This is a genomic window from Pseudomonas sp. HP_12, assembly GCF_055283955.1.
In genome coordinates, this window is the sequence record NZ_JBTOQG010000012.1 from 13,620 (window position 1) to 38,171 (window position 24,552).

23 protein-coding genes are annotated in these 24,552 nt (G+C 60.9%); all 23 read right to left on the reverse strand.

Going from position 1 to position 24,552, the window contains the following annotated elements; all coding sequences use genetic code 11:
• Position 1: 1 nt before the first annotated feature.
• The 23 genes from ACYASU_RS10080 to pseF all read right to left on the reverse strand — a co-directional run bounded on the left by ACYASU_RS10080 (position 2) and on the right by pseF (position 24,532).
• Positions 2 to 1,711 carry an ATP-binding SpoIIE family protein phosphatase gene (locus ACYASU_RS10080; RefSeq protein ID WP_463582710.1) on the reverse strand — a complete coding sequence of 570 codons (1,710 nt, stop codon included), beginning with the start codon at positions 1,709 to 1,711 and terminating at the stop codon, positions 2 to 4.
• Complete coding sequence (locus ACYASU_RS10085) at positions 1,711 to 2,013, reverse strand: STAS domain-containing protein (protein WP_192174143.1); 303 nt, start codon at positions 2,011 to 2,013, stop codon at positions 1,711 to 1,713. The genes ACYASU_RS10080 and ACYASU_RS10085 overlap by 1 nt, the downstream gene beginning before the upstream one ends.
• A gap of 920 nt (positions 2,014 to 2,933) precedes the next feature.
• Positions 2,934 to 3,383, reverse strand: coding sequence for a flagellar export protein FliJ (gene fliJ, locus ACYASU_RS10090; protein WP_192174142.1), 450 nt, complete (start codon positions 3,381 to 3,383; stop codon positions 2,934 to 2,936).
• Between the two features lie 6 nt (positions 3,384 to 3,389).
• A complete protein-coding gene (gene fliI / locus ACYASU_RS10095) occupies positions 3,390 to 4,748 on the reverse strand; it encodes a flagellar protein export ATPase FliI (protein WP_192174141.1) in 1,359 nt (452 codons plus the stop codon).
• Entirely contained in the window at positions 4,738 to 5,553 is an 816-nt protein-coding gene (fliH, locus tag ACYASU_RS10100; protein ID WP_192174140.1) for a flagellar assembly protein FliH, read from the reverse strand. Before fliH ends, fliI begins: the two co-directional genes overlap by 11 nt.
• A gap of 15 nt (positions 5,554 to 5,568) precedes the next feature.
• On the reverse strand, positions 5,569 to 6,585 hold the full coding sequence (gene fliG, locus ACYASU_RS10105; protein ID WP_065987292.1) for a flagellar motor switch protein FliG: 1,017 nt from the start codon (positions 6,583 to 6,585) through the stop codon (positions 5,569 to 5,571).
• Positions 6,578 to 8,356, reverse strand: a complete 1,779-nt coding sequence (gene fliF / locus ACYASU_RS10110) for a flagellar basal-body MS-ring/collar protein FliF (protein WP_192174139.1) — start codon at positions 8,354 to 8,356, stop codon at positions 6,578 to 6,580. Before fliF ends, fliG begins: the two co-directional genes overlap by 8 nt.
• 14 nt (positions 8,357 to 8,370) lie before the next feature.
• Positions 8,371 to 8,700 (reverse strand): flagellar hook-basal body complex protein FliE, encoded by a 330-nt coding sequence (gene fliE, locus ACYASU_RS10115; RefSeq protein ID WP_065987290.1) that lies wholly within the window; start codon positions 8,698 to 8,700, stop codon positions 8,371 to 8,373.
• 317 nt (positions 8,701 to 9,017) lie between these two features.
• Positions 9,018 to 10,424, reverse strand: a complete 1,407-nt coding sequence (locus tag ACYASU_RS10120; RefSeq protein WP_463582711.1) for a sigma-54-dependent transcriptional regulator — start codon at positions 10,422 to 10,424, stop codon at positions 9,018 to 9,020.
• A complete protein-coding gene (locus tag ACYASU_RS10125; RefSeq protein ID WP_463582712.1) occupies positions 10,421 to 11,674 on the reverse strand; it encodes a sensor histidine kinase in 1,254 nt (417 codons plus the stop codon). Before ACYASU_RS10125 ends, ACYASU_RS10120 begins: the two co-directional genes overlap by 4 nt.
• Before the next feature lie 139 nt (positions 11,675 to 11,813).
• Positions 11,814 to 13,289, reverse strand: coding sequence for a transcriptional regulator FleQ (gene fleQ, locus ACYASU_RS10130; protein WP_192174136.1), 1,476 nt, complete (start codon positions 13,287 to 13,289; stop codon positions 11,814 to 11,816).
• A 169-nt stretch (positions 13,290 to 13,458) separates the two neighbouring features.
• A complete protein-coding gene (gene fliT / locus ACYASU_RS10135) occupies positions 13,459 to 13,755 on the reverse strand; it encodes a flagellar protein FliT (RefSeq protein WP_133775902.1) in 297 nt (98 codons plus the stop codon).
• Between the two features lie 11 nt (positions 13,756 to 13,766).
• Positions 13,767 to 14,162 carry a flagellar export chaperone FliS gene (gene fliS, locus ACYASU_RS10140; protein WP_122534871.1) on the reverse strand — a complete coding sequence of 132 codons (396 nt, stop codon included), beginning with the start codon at positions 14,160 to 14,162 and terminating at the stop codon, positions 13,767 to 13,769.
• Between the two features lie 120 nt (positions 14,163 to 14,282).
• Complete coding sequence (gene fliD, locus ACYASU_RS10145; protein WP_463582713.1) at positions 14,283 to 15,710, reverse strand: flagellar filament capping protein FliD; 1,428 nt, start codon at positions 15,708 to 15,710, stop codon at positions 14,283 to 14,285.
• Between the two features lie 78 nt (positions 15,711 to 15,788).
• Positions 15,789 to 16,178, reverse strand: coding sequence for a flagellar protein FlaG (locus ACYASU_RS10150; RefSeq protein WP_192174241.1), 390 nt, complete (start codon positions 16,176 to 16,178; stop codon positions 15,789 to 15,791).
• Positions 16,179 to 16,251: 73 nt separating this feature from the next.
• Positions 16,252 to 17,103 carry a flagellin domain-containing protein gene (locus ACYASU_RS10155; RefSeq protein ID WP_192174134.1) on the reverse strand — a complete coding sequence of 284 codons (852 nt, stop codon included), beginning with the start codon at positions 17,101 to 17,103 and terminating at the stop codon, positions 16,252 to 16,254.
• Positions 17,104 to 17,401: 298 nt separating this feature from the next.
• Entirely contained in the window at positions 17,402 to 18,253 is an 852-nt protein-coding gene (locus ACYASU_RS10160; protein WP_463582914.1) for a flagellin domain-containing protein, read from the reverse strand.
• A 287-nt stretch (positions 18,254 to 18,540) separates the two neighbouring features.
• Entirely contained in the window at positions 18,541 to 18,789 is a 249-nt protein-coding gene (locus ACYASU_RS10165) for a hypothetical protein (RefSeq protein ID WP_463582714.1), read from the reverse strand.
• Positions 18,786 to 20,081 (reverse strand): motility associated factor glycosyltransferase family protein, encoded by a 1,296-nt coding sequence (locus ACYASU_RS10170; RefSeq protein WP_463582715.1) that lies wholly within the window; start codon positions 20,079 to 20,081, stop codon positions 18,786 to 18,788. Before ACYASU_RS10170 ends, ACYASU_RS10165 begins: the two co-directional genes overlap by 4 nt.
• Positions 20,082 to 20,182: 101 nt before the next feature.
• Complete coding sequence (locus ACYASU_RS10175) at positions 20,183 to 21,115, reverse strand: ketoacyl-ACP synthase III (RefSeq protein ID WP_282371604.1); 933 nt, start codon at positions 21,113 to 21,115, stop codon at positions 20,183 to 20,185.
• Positions 21,116 to 21,622: 507 nt separating this feature from the next.
• Positions 21,623 to 22,675 carry a pseudaminic acid synthase gene (gene pseI / locus ACYASU_RS10180; RefSeq protein ID WP_463582716.1) on the reverse strand — a complete coding sequence of 351 codons (1,053 nt, stop codon included), beginning with the start codon at positions 22,673 to 22,675 and terminating at the stop codon, positions 21,623 to 21,625.
• A gap of 70 nt (positions 22,676 to 22,745) precedes the next feature.
• Positions 22,746 to 23,837 (reverse strand): UDP-2,4-diacetamido-2,4,6-trideoxy-beta-L-altropyranose hydrolase, encoded by a 1,092-nt coding sequence (gene pseG, locus ACYASU_RS10185; protein WP_463582717.1) that lies wholly within the window; start codon positions 23,835 to 23,837, stop codon positions 22,746 to 22,748.
• A complete protein-coding gene (pseF, locus tag ACYASU_RS10190) occupies positions 23,834 to 24,532 on the reverse strand; it encodes a pseudaminic acid cytidylyltransferase (RefSeq protein WP_463582718.1) in 699 nt (232 codons plus the stop codon). The genes pseG and pseF overlap by 4 nt, the downstream gene beginning before the upstream one ends.
• Between the last annotated feature and the right edge of the window lie 20 nt (positions 24,533 to 24,552).

Consider the following 24,552-nt stretch of genomic DNA (forward strand, 5'->3'; position numbering starts at 1 on the left):
ATTATGCCAGACCCTCCCAGGCAAATTCCACGCTGGCCGTCCGGCCATCATCGGACCACCGACAGCGGTCGCTGAGCTGCCGGACCAGCGCAAGGCCGCGCCCGGACAATTGGGTGACCGCAGGCGGCAGCGCCAGCACGCGATCGGAATCGAAACCCGCACCACTGTCCTGCACCCGCACCGTCAGGCGACCGCCCTCGCCGTCCGGGACGATCTGAAAATCGATGCGGATAAAACCGTCCACCAGACGATCGAGGCGTTCGGCGCGTTGCTGGTAGTAAAGCCCAAAACCTGCGGCGTCGCGCTTCAGCGCCGAGTCGAGCCCGAGCACGCCATGCTCCAGCGCGTTGCTGTACAGCTCCGACAACACGATATACAGCTCGCTGCTCTGCATGCGCAAGCCGTGTACCTCCTGCAGCAGTTGCAACAGATACGGCAGCGGGTTGAAGCGCTTGAGCGTTGCCGCGCGGTACTCGAACGACGCGGACCAATCCAGCGGGCTGGAATCGCCGCTGTCGGTATAGATGACCGAGGGCGGGCCAAGCAGGTCAGGCTCGGTGAAGGCCACTTCGACCATGCTCACATCGTCCCGCGCCTGGCCGCGAAAGCGCGCCAGAGCCCACTGCACTTCTTCGATGAGCAGCGCCGGGTTGCGGTTGCTCACCAGCACATTCTGCAGACGCCGGGCGCCGAACAGTTCGCCGTCCTGGCCGGTGCTGTCGACCACGCCGTCGGACAGCAGAAACACCCGGTCCCCCGGCCCGAAGGGATACACCTGGGTGTTGTCGTCAAAGCTGGCGGCGCTCAAGACACCGAGGGGCACGTTCGACGAAATCAGCGGCGTGTGCGGCCGGTCATCGCCATGCAGCAGGTAACCATCCGGCAGGCCGCCGTTCCAGACCTCGACCAGCTGCTGCTTGAAGTTCAGGGACAGCAACGCGGCGCAGCAGAACATGTCGACGGGCAGGATGCGTTTGAGCTTGGCGTTCATCTCCCGCAGGGTTTCGGACAAGCCGTACCCCTTGGCGGTCATGCCGTAGAACACCTCGGCCAGCGGCATCGCGCCCACCGCCGCCGGCAACCCATGGCCGGTGAAATCCCCCAGCAGCAGGTGCATGTTGCCGGACGGCGACCACGCAGCCAAAAGCAGGTCGCCGTTGAACAGCGCGTAGGGCGATTGCAGGTAACGGATGTTGCGTGAACTCAGGCACCCGGAGTGGGCGATCTGGTCGAACACCGCCTTGGCCACGCGCTGTTCGTTGAGCAGGTATTTATGGTGGCGGGTGATCAGGTCGCGCTGGTGCAGGACGGTTTCCTGCAGCACGCGAAGGCGGTTCATGGCGTTGATCTTGGCGGCCAGCACCACTTGGTTGTAGGGCTTGGCAATGAAGTCGTCGCCGCCGGCGTCGAGGCAACGGGCAAGGTCTTCGCCTTCGGTCAGGGACGTCAGGAAGATGATCGGGACCAGCGCGTCACCCGCGAGTGTCTTGATCTGGCGCGCCGCTTCGAAGCCGTCCATGACCGGCATCATGGCGTCCATCAGCACCAGTTGCGGCCGCCGACGCTCGAACAGCCCGACGGCTTCGGCGCCGTCGCTGGCGGTCAGGACGTCATGGCCCTGGCGGCTGACGATGGCGGACAGGAGCATCCGGTCGCTGACGTTGTCATCAGCGATGAGGACCGTCAGGCGATCGGAGGCAGGCGAGATCATCAGGCGATTTTGAAGAGTTTGGAGAAGCTGGAGATGGTGAGGATTTTGTGGACGTCGGCGGTGCAGTTGACCAACTGGACTTCGGCTCTTTCGCCGCCGGCATGGTCGCGCAGCAGGAGGAGCATACCGAGCGCTGAACTGTCGAGGTAGGTCGTGTCTTTCAGGTCAACCGTATAGCGTTTGGCCTCGTGTTCTTTTTCGTAGGCGCCACGAAAGTCCTGGTGCTTCGAGAAGTCGAAGCGTCCTTTGATGGTGATGGTCAGCTCTTGGCCATCTTTGGAGCGTTCGGAGGTAACTGACATTGGCAAATTCCTTGTATGAAACAGCGCCAGACGCTTGAGTTTTAGCAGCCCTTGTGAGGCGTGGCAAATCGTTAGCTTTTACTTGGCTTTCAGGATCAAGAGGGCCCGCCTAACGGCGGACGTTTCGCCTTCGGCGAGTTACTTGGAAAAGCACCCCAAGTAACCAAGGGTGCTTGCTCTCGGTTGGGTTCCTCCTTCGTCGGAATACCCTCACTCCGACGACGCTCCGTGGGCCCGCGCCGAACGGACATCCATGTCCTGACGGCGCTCTCGCGGCATCCCTGCCGCTCGGCCCACTCCGCGTCGTCTGCGTTCGGCCCGCACCCAAGTCGCGATTGGCGGTGTTTGGGCTTTTTGTGTACGAAAATCAAAAACAGATCAAAAGCAGATCAAAAGCTTCCCGGCTAAAGCCGGTCCTACGGTCAGAGCCACAACCAATCCCACGGGATGCATGCGATGACTTAGTGGGACCGGCTTCAGCCGGGAAGACGCCGGCTTGGTCGCCATCAGTTTTGCAGTGTGTCTTCCGACGCCTTCCCGGCTAAAGCCGGTCTCACTATGTCGTCGTCCTCACCATTTTCGTTGCCGTTGCTTTTGCTCTTCCTACACAAAAAGTTCAAACACCGCAAAACGCGACTTGGGTGCAGGCCGAGCGCAGGTTTTGCGCAGTGGGCCGAGCCGCATGGATGCGGCGAGAGCGCCGTTGCGGACATGGATGTCCGTTCGGCGCGGGCCCACGGAGCAAGACCGGAGCGAGGGAATTCCGACGAAGGAGGAACCTAGCCAGGAGCAAGCACCCTTGGTTACTTGGGGTGCTTTTCCAGTAACTCGCCGAAGGCGAAACAGTCTGCCCCCAGGCAGACGCTCGTGATCTTAAGGGTCTTGATCTTGATCTTGATCTTGATCTTGATCTCAAGCTCCTAAAACTGCTCCGTCCTGGGCAACCTCTGCACCAGCTCATCCAGCAGCTTTTGCTCGCGTTTATCTTCCAGCGCACGCGCCTCATCGATATACCGCTGCACCAACTTACGCAGCCCCTCCACCCGCGCATACGCCTTCTGCCACTCGCCGCGCGCCTTGTTCAGATTATTCTCATGCCACGCCAGACTCTGACGCTGCTGCGCCACCGCCGTCTCCAACTGATTGAGAAAGCGCTGATAATTCATCAGCCACTGACCCGACACCCCATGGGCGCCCTTGTCGATCCACTGCTGCTGATAATCAGAGCGAAACTTATCCAGCTCGCCCAGCTTGGCCTCGGCCAGCCGCACCTGACCCTGAAAATGCCCCAGGCGCTGCACGGCGGCCTTCTCGACCTTCTCGGCCATCTCCACCACCGGCGCCAGACGGGCTGCGCGACTGACTGCCATGACCGATTAACCCCCAGCCTGAGGATTGAAAATCTTCGCCAACTGCTCCTCACTGCTCTGCATGCTCTCGTTCTCCTGCAAGCCCTGGCGCAAATACTTCACCAACTGTGGCTGCAGTGAAATCGCCAGGTCAGTCTCGCGATCGCCGCCGGCCACGTACGCACCGACGCTGATCAGATCGCGGCTCTGCTGATAACGCGACCACAACTGCTTGAAATACTGCGCCTGAACCATGTGCTGCGGATCGACCACGGACGGCATCACCCGGCTGATCGACGCTTCGATATCAATGGCCGGGTAATGGCCCTCTTCGGCCAGTCGCCGCGACAGCACGATGTGGCCGTCGAGCACGCCTCGGGCCGAGTCGGCGATCGGGTCCTGCTGGTCGTCGCCTTCGGACAAAACGGTGTAGAACGCCGTGATCGAGCCACCGCCCGCTTCCGCGTTACCGGCGCGTTCCACCAGCTTGGGCAGCTTGGCGAACACCGACGGCGGATAACCCTTGGTCGCAGGCGGCTCGCCGATGGCCAGGGCGATTTCCCGCTGGGCCTGGGCGAAACGGGTCAGGGAATCCATGAGCAACAGGACGTTCTTGCCCTTGTCGCGAAAATATTCGGCGATGCGCGTGCAGTACATCGCCGCGCGCAGACGCATCAACGGCGCGTCATCCGCCGGAGAGGCCACGACGACAGAGCGCTTGAGGCCCTCCTCGCCCAGGCTGTGCTCGATGAATTCCTTCACCTCGCGGCCCCGTTCGCCGATCAGCCCGACGACGATGATGTCGGCCTCGGTGAAGCGGGTCATCATCCCCAGCAGCACGCTCTTGCCCACCCCGGTACCGGCGAACAGACCCAGACGCTGACCGCGGCCGACCGTCAACAAACCGTTGATGCAGCGAATGCCCACGTCCAGCGGCTGGCTGATCGGATTGCGATTGAGCGGGTTGATGGTGGGGCCGTCCATCGGCACCCAGTCTTCGGCTTTCATCCCGCCCTTGCCGTCGAGGGGGCGACCGGCGCCGTCGAGGACGCGGCCCAGCATGGTCATGCCCATCGGCAGACGGCCGGTGTCCGGCAGCGGAACGACGCGGGCGCCCGGTGCAATGCCGGAGACGCTGCCGACCGGCATCAGGAACACCTTGCCGCCGGAGAAGCCCATGACCTCGGCTTCCACTTCGACCGGGTGATGACTGCCGTCGTTGATCACCATGCAACGGCTGCCCATGGCCGCGCGCAGGCCCTCGGCTTCGAGGGTCAGACCGACCATGCGCAGCAGTCGGCCTTCGACGATCGGCTGCGTAGGCAGGGAGATGGCGTCGGGATACGTGCTCAGACGCTTGGCGAAACTGGTGCGTTCAAGGCGCATCGACAGCACCCAGCGGGTAAGTGGTTTTCTCGGCGCTCTGAATCGCCTCTTCCAGTTCGATGGTCACATCGGGCGGCGCCGGATGAAGGGCCTGCTCGTGCAACTGGTCGAACATTTTGCCGAGGGCCTGACTGATCCGCGCCTCGACCGTGGCGTCGATGCGGCTGTGCTCGCTCTCGACACGGCAACCGCCCGGCTGGATCGTATCGTCCTCGAGAATGCGCCAGGTTTCTTCGTGACGCTCACGCATGGCTTTGACCAGCGCGAAGTCCTGCGGGTTGACCAGAATGCGCACGTTGGCCGCGCCCATCGGCAACAGTCGCAACGCTTCGCGCAGCACCGTGCCGATTTGGCTGGAGTCGGTTTTCAGTTCGCGCTGGATGACCTGCCGGACCACGTGTTCGACCAGTGACACCATGGCTTTCTCGATCTGTGCGTCCTGATCGGCGATGGGCTCGAACAGATGCCCCATCAGGGTTTCCATGCTTTCGAGCTTGGCCGCTAGGGCCACTTCCGCTTCCTGACGAACCTTGAGCTGGGTGCTGTGGAAACCCTCTTTTTCGCCGATGGCAAACCCTTCGTTGTAGGCGTCCTGGCGGATGCTTTCCAACTCTTCCAGGGTCATCGGCTGGACTTCCTCCAGCGGCACTTCTTCGCTTTCGGCGAGCTCGGCTTCTTCGATGACCGGTTCCGGCTCGGGCGTTTCCACCTGCGGGTCGAAGCTGGGCAAGGCCCAGACGTCGAGGCCTCGCAAATCCTGGGCGCGGATGAGCTCACTGGGTGCTGCTTTATCGGAGCTGGACATCAACGACACCTACGCTTAAATCATTTCCTCGCCACCTTTGCCGCCAAGAACGATCTCCCCGGCCTCCGCCATACGACGGGCAATGGTGAGAATTTCTTTCTGGGCGCCTTCCACGTCGCTGACGCGAACCGGGCCTTTGGCTTCCAGGTCGTCGCGCAGCAGTTCGGCGGCACGTTTGGACATGTTCTTGAAAATCTTTTCCTTGATGGCGTCGTCGGAGCCCTTCAGTGCCAGGACCAGCACATCTGAGGAGACTTCGCGCAGCAAGGCCTGAATCCCGCGGTCGTCGACGTCGGACAGGTTGTTGAAGACAAACATGAGGTCTTCGATCTGCGTCGACAGGTCTTCGTCCACTTCGCGGATCGAATCCATGAGCTGGCCTTCGATCGAGCTGTCGAGGAAGTTCATGATATCCGCCGCACGCTTGATACCACCCAGGGTGGTACGCGACGTGTTGGCATTGCCCGAGAACTGCTTCTCGAGGATCTGGTTCAACTCTTTCAGCGCCGCCGGCTGCACGGTGTTCAACGACGACACGCGCAGAATAATGTCCAGGCGCACCTTGTGGTCGAAATGGCTCAGCACTTCACCGGCCTGATCGGCGTCCAGGTAGGCCACGACGATGGCTTGAATCTGCGGGTGCTCGAAACGGATGACGTCGGCCACCGCGCGCGGTTCCATCCACTTCAGGCTGTCGAGACCGCTGGTGTTGCCGCCCAGCAGAATCCGGTCGATCAGGCCGTTGGCCTTGTCCTCGCCCAGTGCCTGGGTGAGCATCTTGCGGATGTAGCCGTCCGAGCCGATGCCGACACCGGTCTGATCGCCGACGACGTCGACGAACTCGCTCATCACCTGCTCGACCTGCTCGCGGTGCACATTGCGCATCTGCGCCATGGCCACGCCCACACGTTGAACCTCTTTCGGCCCCATGTGGCGCAAGACCTGCGCGGCATCGGTCTCACCCAGGGTAAGGAGCAGAATCGCGGCCTTGTCCACGCGGGTCAATTTAAGCGCAGCAGCTCTATCACTCATCAGCGTTGATCCACTCTTTGACGACCTGCGCTACACGCGCCGGGTCCTCGGCCACAAGGCTCTTGATTGCGTTGAGCTGTGCGTCATAGCCCTCGGTAGGGCTCGGCAACAGAATACTTTGCGGACCGCCCAGACTGACGCGGTCGTTTGCCAGTTCACCGTCCATCCCGATCATGCCGCCCAGCTCGGAGTCACCGTCAAGGCGCTTGCCTTGAGGATTGGTGATGCCCTTGAGCACCGGACGCAGTACACCGAACACCAGCACCAGGATGAACAGCACGCCCATGGCCTGTTTGACGATGTCCCAAAACCACGATTGCGAATAGAACGGAATGTCCGGGATCACTTCGCCGCGATCAGTGGAGAACGGCACGTTGATCACGCTGACGCTGTCACCACGGCTGGCGTCGAAGCCGACGGCGTCCTGCACCAGACGGGTGAAGCGCGCCAATTGATCGGCGGTCCACGGCACCATCGTCGTTTCGCCGTTGGCCGGGTTGACCTTGACCTGATCATCCACCACCACCGCAACCGACAGGCGATTGACCCGGCCCTGCTGCTGCTTGGTGTGGCTGATGGAACGGTCGAGCTCGAAGTTCTTGGTCGACTGGTTACGCTTGTCGGCCGGGTATGGCGCCAGCATCGGCTGACCGGTGGCCGGGTCCATGATCTGTTGACCGTTGGCGTCCAGCAGCGGTTGTCCCGGGGCGATAGCGCCCGCGGCACCGGCAGCACCGGCGGTGGCGTTCTGTGGTGCGGTCGCCGGGCCTGGCGGCTGGTTGCTCAAAGCACCCGGTACGCCACCTGAACCGCTGCCGCTGGAGCGTTGTTCGTTGACGGTCTGCTCGCTGCGCAACGCAGGCTGGTCCGGGTTGAAGCTTTCGGCAGTGGATTCGACGGCGCTGAAATCAACGTCTGCCGAGACTTCTGCCTTGTAGCGATCATTGCCCAGCACCGGCTGCAGGATGTTCTGTACACGCTGGGTCAGCATGCTTTCCATGCGACGGGTGTAATCGAATTGCTTGCCGGCCATGGACAGCTCGGAGTTCTCTGCCTGATCGGACAGCAGGTTGCCCTTCTGATCAACGACAGAAATCTGCGACTTGCTCAGCTCCGGCACGCTGGTGGCGACCAGGTTCATGATCGCCAGCACCTGACCCGGCTCCAGCGAACGACCGGCATACAGCTCAACCAGAATGGAAGCACTGGGCTTGCGATCGTCACGCACGAACACCGAGCTCTTCGGGATCGCCAGGTGAACGCGGGCGCCCTTGACGTTATTGAGGCTGGAGATGGTCCGCGCCAGTTCGCCTTCCAGGCCACGACGGTAACGAGTGGCCTCCATGAACTGGCTGGTGCCCAGGCCTTGATCCTTGTCGAGGATTTCGAAACCGACGTTGCCGTCGCTCTGGGCAATGCCGGCGCCGGCCAGCTTGATGCGGGCACGGGACAGGTCATCGGACTTCACCAGCAGCGCGCCGGAATTAGGCTCGACGGTGTAGGGAATGTCGGCCTGGGCCAACGTGTCCATCACCTGCTTGGTGTCGACACCCGACAGGCTGCCATAGAGCGGCTTGTAATCAGGCTGTTGCGACCAAAGCACGACGGCGAAACCAATCGCCACGCTGGCAGCCAGACCGACCATGAGGCCGACCTGACGCAGCATGGTCATCTCGGAGAGATTTTGCAGGAACGCCAGCCCGAACATCGGCGGCTTGCTTCCTGGCGCACCCGTTTTGGCGGGTACGTTATCGACGGCGGCTTCGGCCATGACTTAAATCGTCCTCAAACCGGCATTTGCATGATGTCTTGGTACGCCTGAACCAGCTTGTTGCGTACCTGGGTCAGCGCTTGAAACGACACGCTGGCTTTTTGCGAGGAGATCATCACGTCGGTGAGGTCCACGCCGCTCTTGCCCATCTCGAAAGCGGTCGACAACTGATTCGACGCCTGCTGGGTGTCGTTGACCTTGTTCACCGCCATGCCGAGCATGTCAGCAAAACTGCTCGCACCGGCCTGTTCTGGCGCTGCGATGGCCTTGGGCTGAGCCATGGCGTCCATTTGCATGGAGCGCATGTCCAACATCAAGCGATTAAATTCAACACCTTGGGTCATGACGTTTCTCTCAAAAGGGCCGCAGATTTTTGACACGGATTCAGCGGTTACCTAAGCATTAGCAACAAGGGTGCCAGACCAATAGCGGCGATGTGCCACGTTTGATGAAAGTGTTCGGATGAGTATTTGAACGGACACATAAACGCAGAGGCGCTTCACGCATTGACACCGCGCGATGCCCTATCAGACGCGGTCCCTGTGGGAGTGAGCTTGCTCACGAAGACGGCATCACACCCACTGAAAAATCAGCGGGTTGTCGGAGACCTGTCGTCAGCTCCAGTCAGGCAGGCATCCATTTCACCGACACGCGCGCCTGCTCAGGAGGCAAACAGAAACCTTTCGACATCCATCCCTGCATCACGCATCTGCGCCAGCTTGTAGCGCAACGTACGCGGGCTGATACCGAGACGTTCGGCGGCCTCTTTGCGACGACCGCGCTCGGCACGAAGGGTGTCGATGATCATCTGGAACTCCCGCCGACGCAGGTCTTCACCCAGGGCGCCGGCCCCTTCCCCGCCGCCGGTATCGGGCGACACTTCCATGGCGCCGGTCGCGACCGTCGACGCCTGAGGGGTTGGCGCGGCGGCGAACGTGACCGGCCCGGCAAGACAGAAGTCCTCGGCCTGAATGACACCGCCCTGCTGCAGAATCAGCGCCCGCTGCACCGCGTTGTCCAACTCTCGGACGTTGCCCGGCCAGGCGTAGCTGACCAGACACTTCTGCGCCTCGGCGGACAGACGCACCGGCCCGTGCTTCATTTTATTGACGTGCTTGGCCAGCAGACGCTCGGCCAGCGGCAGAATGTCGGCGGGACGCTGGCGCAAGGATTGCCAGGCGAGCGGGAACACCGACAGTCGATAAAACAGGTCTTCGCGGAAACGCCCGGCCGCCACTTCGCCCGCCAGATCGCGGTTAGTCGTCGCCAGCACGCGGATATCCAGTTCGATAGGCTTGCGCGCACCGACCCGCTCCACCTCCCGCTCCTGCAGCACACGCAAGAGTTTGGCCTGCAGACCCATGGGCATTTCGGAAATCTCGTCGAGCAGCAGGGTGCCGCCTTCGGCCTGCTCGAACTTGCCGGCCTGGGAAGCAATGGCACCGGTGAACGAACCCTTTTCGTGGCCGAACAGGGTAGCTTCGAGCATGTTGTCCGGGATGGCCGCACAGTTGATCGCAATGAACGGCTTGCCGGCGCGCGGCGACTGCTGATGAATGAAACGCGCCAGCACTTCTTTACCCGTGCCCGATTCGCCGGAAATCAATACCGTCGAATCGCTCTTCGCGACACGACTGGCGAGGCTGAGCAGCTGCACGCTGGCAGGCTCGACCGCGATCGGCCCCTCGCCATCGGCCGGCCCGAGGCGACCCAACGCATGGCGGGCAACCAACGCAACCAACGCCTTGGGCTCGAACGGTTTGACCAGATAATCGGCGGCGCCCTGACGCATCGCCTCCACCGCGCGGTCGACCGTGCCGTGGGCGGTCATCAACAGCACCGGCAACTGCGGGTAGCGGCTGCGCAACTGGCCGAGCAATTGGTGACCGTCCATGCCGGGCATATTGACGTCGCTGACCACCAGGCTGAACGACGAATCGGCAGCGGCGATCAGCGCCTCTTCCGCCGAGCCGACCGCCTGATAATCATGGCCGGCCAACGCCAGGGTTTCGCCCAGAGCTTCGCGCAGAGACGGGTCATCCTCAACCAGCAGCACCTTGATGGTCATGAGCGCTCACCTGCCGTTATCACCGACGGACCAGACGCCGTGTCACTACCAGCGCCAGGAACCAAAGGCAAGGACACGATGGCGCAGGTGCCACGGCCCGGACGTGAGCGGAATTCGACACGCCCCTGATGCGCCCGCGCCACGGCGGTGACAACGGCCAGACCGAGACCGGTGCCGGTGGTTTTGGTGGTGAAGAAGGGCTCGCCAATGCGGGCCAGGGCCGCAGGCTCGATGCCGCTGCCACTGTCGCTGACACACAGTCGCAACGTGTTGCCGCGGTTGTACGCATGAATCTTGAGGCGGCGACGCCCGTCAGGCTGGCCGGCACTGGCCTGGACCGCGTTTTCAATGAGGTTGAGCAGCGCGCCGACCAGCGTGTCGCGGTTGCACAGCAACTCACCCGACGGGCTGTCGCACTGCCAGCGCACGGCCACATCACGCACATGGGTCTGGGCGGCGGATTCGAGGGCGGCCACCAGCGCGGCCGGCGTCACTCGGTCGGTCAGCGGCAGTTCGCCACGGGCAAACACCAGCATGTCGCGGACCTGATGCTCGAGCTCGTGCAAACGCTCTTTAAGACGTCCGGCAAAGCGCTGATGGGTTTCGACGTTCAAGGCCTGTTCGGCCAGGTGGCTGGCGTAGATCATGGCGGCGGACAGCGGCGTACGGATCTGATGCGCCAATGACGCGACCATGCGGCCCAGGGACGACAAACGCTCATGGCGCGCCAGCTGGCTTTGCAGGTGACGGGTTTCGGTCAGGTCGTTGAGCAGCACCAATTGGCCCGGCTCGGCGTCCAGCGAACGGGTGGCAATGGACAGCCGGCGCCCGTCCTTCAGGGAGATTTCGTGGCCATCGTCCTCGCGCGGCGCAAAGCAGCGGGCGATGACGTGGCGCCAGAGCATGCCGATCAACGGCTCGCCCAGCAGATCCAGTGCGGCAGGATTGGCCTCGCGGACCATGCCGGTGCCGTCGATAACAATGACGCCGCCGGGCAGCAGATCGAGCAGATGCTGCAAGCGGTTCGCCAGACGCTCTTTCTCCGCCAATTCCTCCATGCGCTGGGCGCTGACCACGGCCAGCTCGCCCTTGAGCTCGGTGACCCGCGCTTCGAGCAGGCCGTAGGAATCGGTCAGTTGGGTCGACATCTGGCTGAACAGCGCGAAGGCCTGTTCAAGGCCTTGCCTGCTCGCCACTTCCGGGGACTGCTGCACTAACGAACCAATGGCTGAACCGGGTTCGGAAGACATCTGAGCGGCCTGGGGCATAGTTGATCTCTCGGGTAGCGAACCGTCAGTAAACGGTATGTTCCCAGAGACATAGCAATCCCCGTGCCGAAAAAAAACCGCTGAAAAATCAGCGGTTTATTTTTGACGCGTCAAACGACAGTCAGTCTTCGACCTGTTCGTCGCCTTCGCGACGGCTCATGCCGTACTTGCGCATTTTCTCCACCAGCGTGGTGCGGCGGATACGCAAACGCTCGGCGGCGCGTGCCACGATCCCGTTGGCATCGTCCAGCGCCTGCTGAATCAGGCCCTGCTCCAGACCACCGAGGTAGTCCTTCAGGTCCAGGCCTTCAGGCGGCAGCAATGCGCTGCTGGCGAAGTTCGGCGTATGGCCGTTGATGGCCACGCGCTCTTCGAGATCGCTGCGCAGGCTGTCGACCAGTTGCTCGTCTTCGTCGTCGACGTAGCGGAATTTCTTCGGCAGCTCGGAGACGCCGATGACACCGTACGGGTGCATGATCGCCATGCGTTCAACGAGGTTGGCCAGTTCACGCACGTTGCCCGGCCAACCGTGACGGCACAGGGACATGATGGCAGCGGAATTGAAGCGGATCGACCCGCGCTTCTCATGCTCCATGCGCGAAATCAGCTCGTTCATCAGCAGTGGAATGTCTTCCACACGCTCACGCAACGGCGCCATCTCGATCGGGAACACGTTCAGGCGGTAGTACAGATCCTCGCGGAAACTGCCGATGACGATCATGTCTTCAAGATTTTTATGGGTCGCGGCAATGATCCGCACGTCGACGCTCTGGGTCTTGTTGCTGCCCACGCGCTCGAAGGTGCGTTCCTGCAGGACGCGCAGCAGCTTGACCTGCATCGGCAGCGGCATGTCGCCGATCTCATCGAGAAACAGCGTCCCGCCGTTGGCCAGCTCGAAGCGCCCTGCCCGGCTGGTGATGGCGCCGGTGAAGGCGCCCTTCTCGTGGCCGAACAATTCGCTTTCGAGCAACTCGGCCGGAATCGCGCCGCAGTTGACCGGCACGAACGGCGCATCGCGGCGCTTGGAATGGTAATGCAGGTTACGCGCGACGACTTCCTTGCCGGTCCCGGATTCACCGAGGATCAGCACGCTGGCGTCGGTGTCGGCGACCTGCTGCATCATCTGGCGCACGTGCTGGATCGCACGGCTGGTGCCGACGAGGCTGCGGAAAAGATTGGGTTCGCGCTGACGCCCGCGTTCACGGGCCTGGTCGTACATCTCGCGATAGACCTGGGCGCGGTGCAGGGAGTCCAGCAGTTTGCTGTAGCTGGGCGGCATCTCGACGGTGGAGAGGACCCGGCGGCGCAGATCGTCCGCCAGTTCGGCCGAGGAATTCTCGCCCATCAGCAGGACCGGGAGAAACTCGTCCCACGCGGCCACGGTTTTGAGCAGGCCTTGAAGGCTGCCCGGGGCGTTCACGCTGCCGACCAGCACGCAAAGCACTTCTCGGGTGGATGTCAACGAACCCACGACTTGCTGCCAGTCTGTGCTGGAGCAAGACAGGTTCTCATCACCCAGAAAATTCAGGATCACCGCCATGTCACGGCGGCGCTGGCTATCGTCATCGATCAGCAGGATTTTGATTTCACGCCACATGCAATAGCAACTTCCCTAGTCAACTCGATGCCCGATCACGGGCAAGCTTGGCTTTCGTTTCGTCCGTTGAGACGCGTCAATCACCGAAATTAGTGAACTTCACTAGTTAAGTCAAAAAACCGTACACAGTCAATTTTATGGCGTACATATTTTGGCTATGGACCAAGTGTCAACCGAACAGATGGTAAACCTTTGCCGCGCTTTTCGCTCGCTGGATCTGCGACATTTCGTCGACGATCGCTTGACGTTCGCCCACAGCAACGTCAATAAGCTTGCGATAGACGCCTAGCAGCTCTTCCAGATTATTTCGCAGCTCAGGCTCATCGTTGCTTGCCTGGCTGATGACCTCATCGACACAGGCCCGGCAGGCCATATCGAGCTGGCCGATCGCCTCCCAGTCACGCTGCTCGAGGGCATCGACCAAGGCTTCACGGGTTTCTTCGATTCGCTTGAGTGCAGCGCTCATGGGGTTCTCCTTCAGAGCACGGGTTGCTGTTCGCCGATCCCGTCCCAGCCTTCCTTGACCGTGGTCAGCAAGCCGCTGACTTCATCGAGGATCTTCGGATCGGATTTGATGTTCGCTTCCGCCAGACGCTTCATCAGGTAGACATAGAGGTTGTCGACATGGGCCAGGGCTTCCGCCTGCTTTTCCATGTCCAGACCTTCACGCAGGCCGCCGATGATTTCAATCGCCTTGCCGATCAACAGCCCTTTGGCGGGGATGTCCTTGCGCTCGATGGCGCCTTTGGCCTGGGCGATACGGTCCAGGCCGGCTTCCATCAGCATCTGTACCAGACGGTGTGGCGTGGCCACGGCGGTCTGGGCGTGTGAGTTAACCTTCTGATACTGACGAAGGGCTGCCATACGGTTCATTGTCTTACCTCGCGCAACGAAGTTTCTATAGTGAGGGTATCGACACGGCCCGGGGAAACTTTAAGGCCAGATGCCAAAAACCCGGCACTGGGGGCCGGGCCTTGATCAGCTCGTCAACGGTCAGCCGCTTTGCTGGGCATTGAGCGAATCGAAGAACGAGGTAATGCTCGTCGCAGAGGCTTTCAACTGCCCCACCAACAAGTCCATCGCGTTGTATTTGGCGGTCAGTGTGGCGGTCAGCGTGGTCACGCGCAGGTCGAGCGCCGTCTGCTGGTTCTGCAGATCAGTCTGCTGTTTGTTGAGGCTGCTGGTGCGCGTGGACAAGATGCCGCCGGTCTGGGTGTACGGCGTGATGGCCGCCTTCATCCGAGACAGCAAGCCGTTGGTGCTGTCAGTGCCGCTGAAGAGCTGCTGCACGTCGCCCGCAAGTCCCTGATCCATCGCGGCGGAAAACTTCTTGGCATCAAGGCTGAGCGTACCGTCGGACTGACCGGTGGTAATACCCAATTGAGAGAGCACGGAAATACCGCCGGGTGCCCCTGACGTTACCAACTGATCACGAATCGCTGAAAGGATCGAGCGCGGCAACGCATCGCCGGTCAGTGCGGCCGGGGTCACTGTAGCACCGGTGGTTTTATCCGGGGTGTCGCTGATGGTGGCCTTGGTGACACTGGCCACGGCTTTGACAACGGTGTTGTAGGCATCGATGAAGGTTTGCAGCGAGGCTTTCAGGCCATCGTTGTTGCCGGTCACCGCAACAGTCGAAGCACCCGGCGCCAACAGGGTCATGGACAAGCCACCGAGGCTCTTGTCCACGGTATTGCTGGCGCTGGTGATGGTCAGGCCGTTGACGGTCAGACTGGCGTCGACCGCTTGCGCGTCGATGTAGCCCGCACTGGTCTTGCTGGCCGGATCGAGCTTGGCGCCAGCGACGATATTGAATTCGCTGGACGTCGTGCTGGAGGCCGTGATGTCCGTGCCTTTGCCCGTCACCGTGGAGCTGAATACCAGGCGTGAGCCATTGTCATCGGTGATGATGTTGGCGCTGATGTTCGACGTCGCGGTTTGCGCATTGATCTGCTTGGCGACCGACGCCAGCGTGGCACCGGTCGGAATGGTGATCTTGGTATCAATGCCATTTTGAGTGAGGGTCAAATCGCCACTCGGAATAGCACTGGTGGTCCCGCCGGCAAAAGAAGCACTGGCGACACTCGAAGCCGTTGCAAGGTTTTTGACGGTGATGCTGTAGGTACCGGGTACGGCCGAGTTGTCGGACGTGACGGATAGCTTGGTCGCATCGGAAGCTTTTGCCGCATAACCGGCGAACGCAGGGGTGTCGGTCTTGCCGAGGTTGGTCAGCGCGGTCTGAAAGGCGGTCATCGCACTCGTCAACGTGCCAATGCCGGAGATTTTGGTGGTGACCAGCTTGGTCTGCGTGGTGATCTGAGTTTGCTTGGCCAGCTTGTCGGAGTTGACCAGCGCAGTGACGATGTCACCGATTGCCAGGCCCGAGCCGAGGCCGGTGGAGGGGGTAATAGGACTAGCCATGTGAGTCTCCTTTCAGTTGTAGTCGGCATTTTGACGAGCCCGCAATGCCACAGGCACAGCGTTCACCTTTCATGCCATTTAAACTTTCGCGTCGAATAACAGGCTGTTTGCATTCTTCAGGCTGTCGGCGAGCTTCAAGGCTTCGGCAGACGGCAATTGCCGCACCACTTCACCGGTTTCCGTGGCGATCACTTTCACCACCACCTTCCCCGATTTATCGTCGATGGAAAATTCCAGGTTGCGATGAACCGACTGAAAGAACTTTTCCATTTGTTTGACGGCTGCTTCCAGTTCTTCGGTTTTCTTTTCCGGGTCTGAGTCTTTACTTGTCGACGTGCCTGACTGCGATGAAGCCGCCGGAGCAGGAACGACTTGAGGCGCCACGGCTGGCTTGTCAGCAACCACAGGCACCGCGGGCAACGACTGGACCATCGAATAAGACACGTTCAGCCTGCTACTTATGTCCATGTCCACTCACCTCTTGAAAGTAAAAAGCGGGAGAGCACGCAAGCATACTCCCCCGCCAAAACTCTAGCCGTTATTACTGAAGCAGTTTCAGAACAGCGGATGGCAGCTGGTTAGCCTGGGCCAGAACAGAGGTGGAAGCTTGTTGCAGAGTCTGTTGTTTGGTCAGGTTAGCGGTTTCAGCGGCGAAGTCGGTGTCTTGAACGCGGCCCAGTGCTGCGGTGGCGTTTTCGTTAACGTTTTGCAGGTTGGAGATGGTGCTGGTCAGACGGTTTTGCGCGGCACCGAGGCTCGAACGGGTGCTGTTGATTGTTGCCAGAGCCGCGTCGATTGCCGAGATAGCGGCGTCGACGTTGGTGTGAGCAGTAGCGTTATCCGCGCCGCTGATCGAAGTAGAGCCGCTTGCAACGCCCAGAGCCGAAGCAGTGAAGCTGCCAGTCAGAACCAGGTCGATGTGGTTCGAAGTACCGGTGTTGGAACCGACTTGCAGGGTTACGGTGCTAGCCGAACCGTCCAGCAGGTTCTTGCCGTTCAGGTTGGTCGAACCGGCGATACGGGTCAGTTCGTCCGACATTTGGGCGTATTCGGAGTCCAGTGCGCCACGGTCAGCAGTACCGTTCGTGTCGTTTCGGGACTGAACAGCCAGTTCACGCATACGCTGCAGAATGTTGGTCGATTCTTGCAGAGCGCCTTCAGCGGTCTGAGCGATCGAGATACCGTCGTTGGCGTTCTTGATGGCAACAGTCTGGCCGCGGATTTGCGAAGTTTCGCGGGTTGCGATCTGCAGGCCGGCTGCGTCGTCTTTAGCGCTGTTGATTTTCAGACCGGAAGACAGACGAGTCATCGAAGTCGACAGTGCATCGGAAGCTTTGGACAGGTTCTTCTGAACAGCCAGGGAAGCTACGTTGGTGTTTACGCCTAAAGCCATGATGAATTCCTCGTGAGTTGTTTGCTGCGGCTATCCGGCCCTGGCAAGCGCCGGGTGTGGCCTAGAGAACCTACGTAATGTTTATCGTCGCGGTTGCCAGGAGCTTGAGGGCTTTTTCAAATTTATTTGCCACCAGAGCGCCACCCCCGCAGTTTGTTGTCCGGGGATACACAGCGTTTCGGCGCAACCCCTGGAAGCTTTAACCTCACCCGGCGATTTGTTAACCAGTTCTCAAAAAGACGGGCGCTCCCTGCGGCGCGCCCGTGCTTTGGTTGGCCTTATCTATAGAGGCGGTTGTTTATTGGAGAAGCTTCAAAACGGCGGACGGCAGCTGGTTCGCCTGGGCCAGCACTGCCATGGAGGCTTGCTGCAGGGTTTGTTGCTTGGTTAGCTCCGCGGTTTCGGCGGCGAAGTCAACATCCTGAATCCTGCCACGAGCAGATTGAGTGTTTTCACTCATGCTCTGCAGGTTGGCGACCGTCGAGGTCAGTCTGTTCTGCGACGCCCCCAAGGCCGCCCGGGTAGACGTAACAGACATCAGAGCTTTATCGATTGCTAGCATCGCTGCGTCAGCATTCGTATGGGCGTCGGCAGTGGTCGCTCCTGATAACGCCAACGTGGGGGAATCCACTCCCATTGAAACAGCATCGAACTTAGCGCTTAAATCCAGAGTAATTCGAGATGCGGCGCTCGTGTCGGTACCAATCTGCAGATCCATGCCCCCCGCAGAACCGTCAAGAAGCCGCCGACCATTGAGCTTCGTATCTTCGGAAGTTCGGGTGAGCTCGGCGCTCATCAAAACAAACTCATCATGCATGGCGGCGCGCTGAGCAGTACCGTTATTGTCATCACGAGCTTGAATCGCCAGCTCTTTCATCCTGGTGAGAATATTTGCTGTCTCGTTGAGCGCTCCTTCCGCTGTCTGCGCCATTGATACTCCATTGTTAGCGTTTCTCAACGCGACGCTTTGCCCTCTTATCTCATTGGTCATCATCGTCGCGAGCTGCAGCCCGGCTGCATCATCCTTCGCGCTGTTGATCCGCAACCCCGATGACAACCGTGTCATAGAGATACTCAGCGCATCGCTCGCACGATTGAGTTTGGTTTGAATAGCAAGCGACGCAATATTGGTATTTACGGTTAAAGCCATTTTGAATTCCTCGTTGATAGAAACGGAGGGTTCTCTAATATCGGGGAAGTCCATTTCTCCCGGAGAACCTACAGTCCCGGTATCGACGATTTGCATAGTGGCTTTAACAACAAACATGGCGCGCGGGATGCGCCATCACGACAGTTGAAGGGTAATAAATTGGCTAACGCATTAATTGAAATAGATATTAAAAAAACATAAAAAAACGGCCGCTGCGGGCCGCTTAATTCAGATCAAACTGAAACTACTGTAGGAGTTTTCACTAACTTCCCGACAATAGGAAAGTGTCAGACTTCAAGAAACTCGACTTCCAGCCAATCCGCCACCCCCAACCAATCCTGCCGCTCCTGGCACGCCAGAATCGCACTCAACACGCTCCCCCATTCAGCCTGTCTCTCCGCAGAAACCCCATCCATCAGCGGCAGCGATCGATCAATCAACTCGACCATTTTCAAGGCCCCTTCGATATCCCGGCCAAGACGGAACAGCTTCGCGCAGTCGCGGGCTTCTTCTACAACGTGTTCAGGCAGGGTCATGGCGCGGTCCAGTCCGGGTCGAAGTCGGCGCCGGCGATCAAAGCACCGTCGCGGCTGGTATTGAGGAACGTGACCTCGGGGTGGCGGGCGATGAAGCGTTCGAGTTCGATGAGGTAGCTGCGGAAATTGAGCTGCGTCTTGACCTTGTTGCCCCGGCCGTCACGCACCCAGTGTTTGGCGATGCTCAGGGCAGGCCCCAGATCGCCGTCCTGCCAGCCGGTGTGGGTCTTGCCGCCGGGAAAGGCGAAGTCGGCGCCGAAGAGGGTGATCCGCGCGGCGCCCATTTTGACCGCGAGATCGACGGCCGGATGAATGACGCTGCCCCCCACATGCAAGGTGGCCTTGGGAATCTGCTCGCGCAGGTGGGCATACAGCGGGCTGGTGGAATAGCCGACGTAGCGCGGGCCTTGCCATGCCTCCAGCATTGCGGCGTCCTGGCCCGGCACATAGACCAGCGCGATATGTGCAGAACCCTCGGCGGGGAGATGTCGCGGGGTGATGCGGTGGTCGATGCTCACCACCACATCCGGGGTGATGCCCTGGTTGCGCAGCGGCACGTAGGCCGTGTCGACGCAAATGATCAGGGGCCGGTTGGCGCTGTTTGACGTGCTCAAGAGGCGCGGCATGTGCTGTTGCAGACTCGGCCCCGTGGCGATGACGAACACGTCGCACCCGGATTGAGTGTCAAACAACTCGGCGACATCGGTGTCCTGTTGCAGCAGCGCCCTGCCCTGCTCCAGCAGGCGCGCGTTGTCGGGGGTGTCGGCGGCGAACGCGTGATTGTTGAAGTCGACATGCACCTCGCTGACCAGCCGATCGCGGATCCGTGCGCTGCTGTCGTCGGCCAGCACCAGTTCGGCCGGCAGCGCGAAGAATGGCAGGAGGATTTCGCTCTGGGCATCAGCGTACGCGAGGTTCACGCGGGGGTCGGACAGCCAGTCATCCTGTTCCAGCAGTTGCAGCACCAGGGCGAACAGCGCGCCATTGAGGATGTGGACGTGCAGCGTTTGCAGGGAAGCGTCGGCCAACAATACCCGCTGCAGATCGCCGAGGGCGGTGCCGTAAAGGTGAACGACGGGGCTGTTGGCCGGGAGGCTTTGTGCCTGAGTGTGCGCTTCGGCGAGGCGATCATGGCGGCTGGTGAGCTGGATGCCGCCAATGCTGAGGGTCGATTGTCGGCCTTCGATCAACTGCGCAGGAATGGATTCGATGTGTTCGGCGCTCAACCGCTGCGCCACTTCAGGCCAGCGCTGTTGGATCACGGCGAGATTGCGCTGGAAAAACTCGCTCATGACGGCAATCCTTTTCCTATTGGAAGTGCAGAACGCAAAACGGCGACCTGAGAAATCAGCGTCGCCGTTGTGCAGGCTGGGATCAGCCTGGTGACGCGATGTCAGGGACGATAAAGGATCGCCGAGCCCCACGACAAGCCCACGCCGAAACCACTGACCGCGATGCGCTTCCAGGTGGCGTTCATGACGTGTTTTTCCAGCAGCAGCGGAATGCTGGACGACACGGTGTTGCCGGTCTCGAGCATGTCCTTGACGAATTTCTCCGGCGACTTGCCGTCCTCGAACCGACGGGCGACCGCATCGACGATGGCCGCGCTGCCCTGGTGGATGCAGAACGCATCGACGTCGGAGGATTGCAGGCCGGAGTCTTCGAGCAATTCGTTGAGGTGCGCCGGCACTTTGACCAGCGCGAAGTTGAACACCTGACGCCCGTTCATGTAGAACGCGCCGTCGGTGGTCTTGAGGAACTCCGCCCCCGAGCCGTCGGTGCCGAACTTGGATTTGCCCAGCTGCCACGGGGCGTCGTCGCTCATCCAGGTCGCGGTGGCGGCGTCGCCGAAGAGCATGGTGGTGTTGCGGTCTTCCGGGTCGACGATCTTCGAATACGGGTCGGCGGTGACCAGCAGGCCGTTTTTCAACCCGGTCGCTTCCATGAAGCCTTTGAGCGCATAGATGCCGTAGACGTAGCCCGAGCAACCCAGGGAAATGTCGAACGCGGCGACGTGGGTCGGCAGGCCGAGTTTGTGTTGAACGATGGCGGCCGTGTGGGGCAAGCCCTCTTCGTCGCCGTTCTGGGTGACGACGATCAGTGCATCGATGGCGTCCCGCGACAGACCGGGGTTGTTGGCGAACAGCTGGTTGACCGCTTCGACGCACAGGTCCGAGGTTTCCTGTGTGTCGTCTTTGCGCGGCAGAAAAGCAGAACCGATCTTGCCAAGGATGAAGTCTTCATCCTTTCCGAATTTGGCACCCTGGGCGTAATTGTCGACGCCGGCTGTGGGCACATAACTCGCTATGCTCTTGATGCCAATCATCATGGCTTCCCAATAAAAAACTGCTGAACATCACCCGGCGCGGTTAGGCGGGGCGTTGAAAATCCGGGGCTTGCGGCCTGAAAAAAGGGCAACGTACAGGTCATGGCCATACCAGAATCGCTCTGGAATCAGCCCGACGACGTCACGGCCCGCCAACACGATACAGTGAAGATGCCCGTTATGACCCACAGGTCACCAAAAGTTTTACAAGCTTTTAGCTGACCGACAGGTACGGCGCAACATCAGATCGCCGGTCAGACAGGCAATTGACATGAAGATGTCACGGGATTGTGGCGGGTGGTTTCAGTGTCATCGGCATTGCGTCAGACGCTAATTCATCGGACGACACGTGACATTGTGGGAGTGAGCTTGCTCACGAAGGCGGCATTCCAAGCGCTGAAAATGCGGCGAATGTACCGGCCCCTTCGCGAGCAAGCTCGCTCCCACCGATTTTGCGTGCGCTGAAGATAATGGTCCCTCTCACAAGCTTAGTCGGTCGCGCGAGTGCTAACCCACCCCATCCCAACTCAGCGCCGAGCCCCGTTTCAGCGCGTGGCGGGCCTTGCGCCCGAGGACGGCGTCGATGTGTTTGGGCGCCAGGCCAAGGCCGGGGCGGATGGCGCGGATGTTGTCCGGGGTGAAAGCCTCGCCCTCGGCGATGTCCCGCACCACATACAACGAGCGGCGGTATTGCAGCGATTTCTGTTCGGCTTCAGTGGCGCCGTATTGCACGTGGCCCATGCCTTGCCAGGCGCGCTCGGTTTCAATGACCAGGCTGGCCATTTCTGCTGGCTCCAGCGAGAAACTGGCGTCGACCCCGCCGTCGGCGCGTTCGAGGGTGAAGTGCTTTTCGATGACCGTCGCGCCCATGGCCACCGCCGCCACCGACACGCCAACGCCCATGGTGTGATCGGACAAGCCGACCTGGCAGCCAAACAGCCCGGCCATATGCGGAATTGTGCGCACGTGGCTGTTGGCCGGTGTCGCCGGGTAGGTGCTGGTGCATTTCAGCAGCACCAGATCCTTGCAGCCCGCCGCACGCGCAGCGCGCACGCTTTCGTCCAGCTCGGCGATGCTGGCCATGCCGGTGGAAATGATCATCGGTTTGCCGGTGGCCGCCACTTTGCGAATCAGCGGGATGTCGGTGTTCTCAAAGCTGGCGATCTTGTAGGCCGGCACGTCGAGGCTTTCGAGAAAATCCACGGCGGTCTCGTCGAAAGGCGTCGAAAATGCCAGCAGCCCCAGTTCTTTCGCACGGGCGAAGATCGGCGCATGCCATTCCCAGGGCGTATGCGCCTGCTCGTAGAGCGCATACAGCGAGGTCCCGGCCCACAAGCTGTTGGGGTCTTTGATGAAGAATTCGCCCTCGGCGATGTCCAGGGTCATGGTGTCGGCGGTGTAGGTTTGCAGCTTGAGGGCGTGGGCACCCGCCTTGGCGGCCGCCTCGACGATGCGCAACGCCTGATCCAGCGACTGATTATGGTTGCCGCTCATCTCGGCAATGATGAACGGCGGCGCGTCGGGGCCGATGGTTCGGGAACCGATCTTGAAAGAATTCATCGTTGCTCACTCGCTGCACTGACATCGGCCGGCACTAGGCCAAACGATAAAAATAAGAACGGGCAGTGGCTCATGCGCCCTGCCCCTTTGCCGCGTTATCGGCAACCGTCGCCAATGCATCAGCGATGCGCCGGGCACCTCGGCCATCCACCAACAACCTCGATTGATCGGCAAACGACTGGCGTAACGGGGCGTCATCGCAAAGCCGCTCGATGGCGTCGTGCAAACGCCCGGGCTCAAGCTGCACATGGGGCCCGAGATACTCATGCACACCCGCCTCGGCCAGCAATTGCGCATTGAGCTGCTGATTGTTCGCCACCGAAATACAGATCGTCGGCAAGCCCAGCGCCGCACGCTCCCAAGTGGTGCCGCCGCCGGCGCCGATAAACAGATCGGCCGCCTGCATCAGCGCGAAAAAATCACCGGTCAGCGTGTGCAGACGCCACTCAGGTCGAGAGACCGCCAGCTCGCTCATCGCCTGCCAGTGGGGGTTGTGCAAACCGGCGACGAAATCCACCTGCAGATCGTCGAACCCCTGAAGCGCCAGCATCGTGGCGTACACCTGCCCGGCCGCATCGAAGCCGCCAAAATTGACCAGCACCCGCTCTACCCGAGGCTTGATCGCGATGGGCTCGCACTGAAACTCCTCGCGCAGCAACGCAAATCTCGGCCCCAGAAAGGTCTGGCTCTCAGGACCAACCCAAGCGGCATAGGGCTGATCCAGCGCCTGAGCGCTGTAATTCTGGTCCAGCAACACTTCGACCGCATGGGGCCGATTGGCCAGATCGTCGATCGCCATGACCCGATGGGCGAGACCGCGCGCCGCCGTTTCCCAGCGTGCATCCAGCCCGTAATGGTCGACGATCAGCCAGTCAAAGGGCGGCTCATCTTCAATCTCTTCGGCCAAGGCAGACAGGTCCGCCTGCCACGGCAACGCCGCTTCGATGTCCGAGTCTTCTTCAGCGCCATAGCGTGCGGGCAGCACATGGGTGACATAGCCCTGATCCGCCAGCCGCTGGAGTAAATGGCCCGGCAATTCGCGGCAGGCAAAATGCACATCGGCCCCATCTGCACGTAGCGTGTTCGCCAGCGTCAGGCAGCGGGCAATGTGGCCGCTGCCGATGGTCACCGAGGCGTCGGCGCGGATCAGCACGCGCATCATTGCAGTTCCCCGCCGGCCTTGAGCGCGGCGTACAGGTATTCGGCGCGCAGCCAGTCTTCCGGGCTATCGATGTCCTGCACCAGATGCCGGGGCAGGATCACCGGCAGGCTCAGTTCGGAAAACACCGTGTCGCCGCGCCGCCAGGCATCGCTGCGGCCCCAGTAGAACTGGCCGGCGTCCTGATAGGCGACGGGTAGATCCTGGGAGCGGACGCTGCGAAATTCCGGGTGCATCGCGCCCAGGCAGCCGTCGCTGTCGATCAACAGCGCACGCTGCACCGGGAAGCCGAAGCTGCACACCGAGAACGCATAGGATTTTTCGGCTGCTGCTTCGAGCGCTTCCAGGCCCTGACGCAGATAACGCGCCTGCAACAGCGGCGCGGTGGCGTAGAGGCAGCAGGCGTAATCAAAGGAACAACTGAGGGCGCCGAGGGCATGCTGGATTACCGCCGCCGTGCCGGTGAAGGCATCGGCCAGGTCCGCCGGACGCATGAACGGCACCTCGGCACCGAAGTGGCGGGCGACGTCGGCGATTTCTTCGTCGTCGGTGCTGACGACGACCTGATCGAACACCCCACTCGCCAGCGCGGCGCGAATGGAATGGGCGATCATCGGCTCGCCGTTGAACAGCTTGATGTTCTTGCGCGGGATGCGCTGGCTGCCGCCCCGTGCGGGGATGATGGCGACGGCGCTCATGCTCGTGGGCCTGTCATGGG